This is a genomic window from Geobacillus sp. LYN3 (assembly GCF_003064505.1).
GTDB lineage: Bacteria > Bacillota > Bacilli > Bacillales > Anoxybacillaceae > Parageobacillus_B > Parageobacillus_B toebii.
The window spans coordinates 1-2,667 of the sequence record NZ_QCWL01000033.1 but is presented as its reverse complement, the minus strand read 5'-3'; the positions used below and the strand labels follow the sequence as shown (position 1 = coordinate 2,667).

3 protein-coding genes and 1 pseudogene are annotated in these 2,667 nt (G+C 41.4%); all 4 read right to left on the bottom strand.

Annotated features, from left to right (window positions below; genetic code table 11):
- Positions 1 to 89 precede the first annotated feature (89 nt).
- Positions 90 to 1,064 (bottom strand): carbon-nitrogen hydrolase family protein, encoded by a 975-nt coding sequence (locus DCC82_RS16775; protein ID WP_097355122.1) that lies wholly within the window; start codon positions 1,062 to 1,064, stop codon positions 90 to 92.
- 226 nt (positions 1,065 to 1,290) lie between these two features.
- Positions 1,291 to 1,593 carry a hypothetical protein gene (locus tag DCC82_RS16770; RefSeq protein ID WP_081189955.1) on the bottom strand — a complete coding sequence of 101 codons (303 nt, stop codon included), beginning with the start codon at positions 1,591 to 1,593 and terminating at the stop codon, positions 1,291 to 1,293.
- Entirely contained in the window at positions 1,580 to 1,999 is a 420-nt protein-coding gene (locus tag DCC82_RS16765) for an MFS transporter (protein WP_187252193.1), read from the bottom strand. Before DCC82_RS16765 ends, DCC82_RS16770 begins: the two co-directional genes overlap by 14 nt.
- Positions 2,000 to 2,068: pseudogene (locus tag DCC82_RS18920) on the bottom strand (IMEF encapsulin system ferritin-like cargo protein); the annotation flags it as partial.
- Positions 2,069 to 2,667: the final 599 nt, after the last annotated feature.

Here is a 2,667-nt window from a genome sequence, read left to right as displayed (position 1 = left end):
AACGTCGTTTTCCCTTATCGTATCAACGGTTTGCGACCATTGTAAAGATGTTTTGTCACGGATTCAGGTAGACTAACAGTTCACCAATATTACGGCTTCGAAATGTAGGATTTTATCCATTTCACACTATCTTTCTTCTCTTCATTCACTAAAAGCTGAAATACATCTGGCCTGGAGTAATGCCCTACTACATCAAAATCAAATTGACTATAGGCGATGTCACGCAAATCCAAATCGGCTATAAGAATGTCTTCTTTGCCATAGACAGGCTCCTTAATATAGTTTCCTAATGGACCTACAATGGCGCTTCCTCCAGCGCACATCTCGTGAGGAGATGATGCCAATTCTTCATAGCAGGCTAAATCAGTCGGGTATATATCCTTCGTGACATACTGATTGCAGGACAGTACAAAACATCTTCCTTCCGCTGCAATATGACGAATCGTAGACTGCCAGAGCTCTCTAGCATCTGCCGTTGGAGCAATATAAATTTGAACCCCTTTGGCATACATCGCTACTCTCGCTAATGGCATATAGTTCTCCCAACAAATCAACGCCCCTATCCTTCCGTATGGGGTATCGAAAACAGGCAACGTGCTTCCATCCCCCTCCCCCCAAATGATTCGTTCAGAGGCTGTAGGTTTTAGCTTTCGATGTTTTCCAAGCAAAGTGCCGTCTGGTCCAAAAAATAAAACACTGCAGTAAAGCGTGCCTCTACTAAACTCATTGTCTCTTTCCACTACACCGATAACGAGATAGGCTCCCGCCTTACGGGCTGCTTCTCCTAATAGTTCTGTTGTTTCGCTTGGTACGGCTACCGAGTTTTCCCAGTAACGAAGCCAGTCTTTTCGTCCTTCTGGTGAACGGCTTCCGACCGTCGTTCCAAAAGTAAGCCCTCTTGGATAAGCTGGAATGAAAGCTTCCGGAAATACGATGATATTTGCGCCTTTTTCTGCAGCTTGTTGCGTTAGCGAAATCGCTTTTTCTGTACTTGCTTCTCGATCCATAATCACGGAAGCGGCTTGCACAACAGCTACACGCACGTTAGATGGTTGGTTGGTCATTTGAAACTCCCCTTTATTTCCTAGTTTTTAATTATAAAATTTTCTTGTTAACTATTGACTTATGTATGGGTCAAAGCGCTTGCAAGCGCTTATGCTTCCAACTATATCAAATAGAAATAGAAACCGGACTCCTTCCTCGTACTTTTTTTCTGAACACTAGCCAATTCATATTTATGCTTTGACAAAAATAATTTTTATTTTTTTAATATTTATATAATTATTTTAGCTAATTTTGAAAGAAAATACTACCAAATAGCGTATGAAAAACAGTAGAAAAGAAAATACTTCTGCCTTGTTTTTCTCCACCTTTGTAATAACGTGCCTTCAGTCTAGGTTTAGGCATCCATACCAAATGTCCATCCGAATCCACAATGTAAAAAAGCAAAAACGCCGCTTCCCTTGTTACAAAAGGGATCACGGCGTTTTTGGTGAAGGGAGTAATCTCCCAAGCCATTAATTTTATTGCCAGAATAACGATCAAAGTGATTCGTTCGATTTTCGATCTAGCCGGCTCGTCAGCTTTTAACAATATTCACGCTTTCATCGTAGCGCGAGGCGGCCGCTTTTGTTGTATCAGGCACAAACACGCTTAGTACCAAAGAGAGAGCAAGCCCCGCCATCATGAACCCGCCAAATATCCACGGCGATGGACCGAATTTTTTCGCCATTGAAGTCCAAATCGTAGGTCCAAAACCAACAATGGCCGCGGCAAACTGATAACCAACCGATAACCCAGTATAACGGACTTTGGTTGGAAACAGCTCAGAGAATAATGTCCCTTGTGTGGAAAAAACAGCCGCCCAGATGATTCCGAGCATGACCGCCTGCATGAAATACAGCCAGCCTGTCCCTTTTCCGACCAGTGCAAAATAAAGAGAAGACTTGTTTTGCACTTGCGCTTGCAGTTTCGGCAATAGCGCCTTCAAACGGTCCAAACGATGCTCTTCCTCTTCGTAAATATGGTGCCAATAAAGACGTTCATGGGCATCTTTTGCTTGTTCAATAGTAGGTTCTAAAATGTTCTTAAACTTAATGAGCGCATCCTTTGATCGAAGTAAATTTCTAGAATCTCCTTTAAATTTTCAATCAACAAAATCCCTCCGAGCTTTCGTATTTAAAGGTGATTATCTTCTTTAACATTTTTTACAGATTAATCTAAATGTAAACCTTATGATATTTCATTTTTACGGCAGCAAATACTCCAACAATACAGTTTTTTCCTAATTAAAGGTGTTTTGCATTCACTAACACTCTGCAAAACGAGAAAAACCCCTTATATATCAAAGGGTTTTGTTGTGGCAAGTTTCTTTAACTGAACCTCCCGATGGCTAAAGCCACGGGGTTCTTGTGTACTATAGAGCTTCTTCCATACCTTCGCATGGATACTGACTCTAATTCCACAAGACTTTCATGGGCAAACACCTCACTGGTGCTTATCGCCCTGTGCGCCCGATTCAAGACGTTGGATTTTTCTTCTCTATAAGAGTAGTATACCATCTTTGACTACGTCAAAGCAATCGGTTCATCCCATGTCTCAGCTATGAAGAGTATATTTCAAAGTTTTTCGTCAAAATAGGGATTTTCAAATTATCCACAGTTGGTA

Bases quoted from the DNA above. Each gene is read 5' to 3' on its own strand.
- DCC82_RS16775 (WP_097355122.1), bottom strand. From the start codon at position 1,064: ATGACCAACCAACCATCTAACGTGCGTGTAGCTGTTGTGCAAGCCGCT.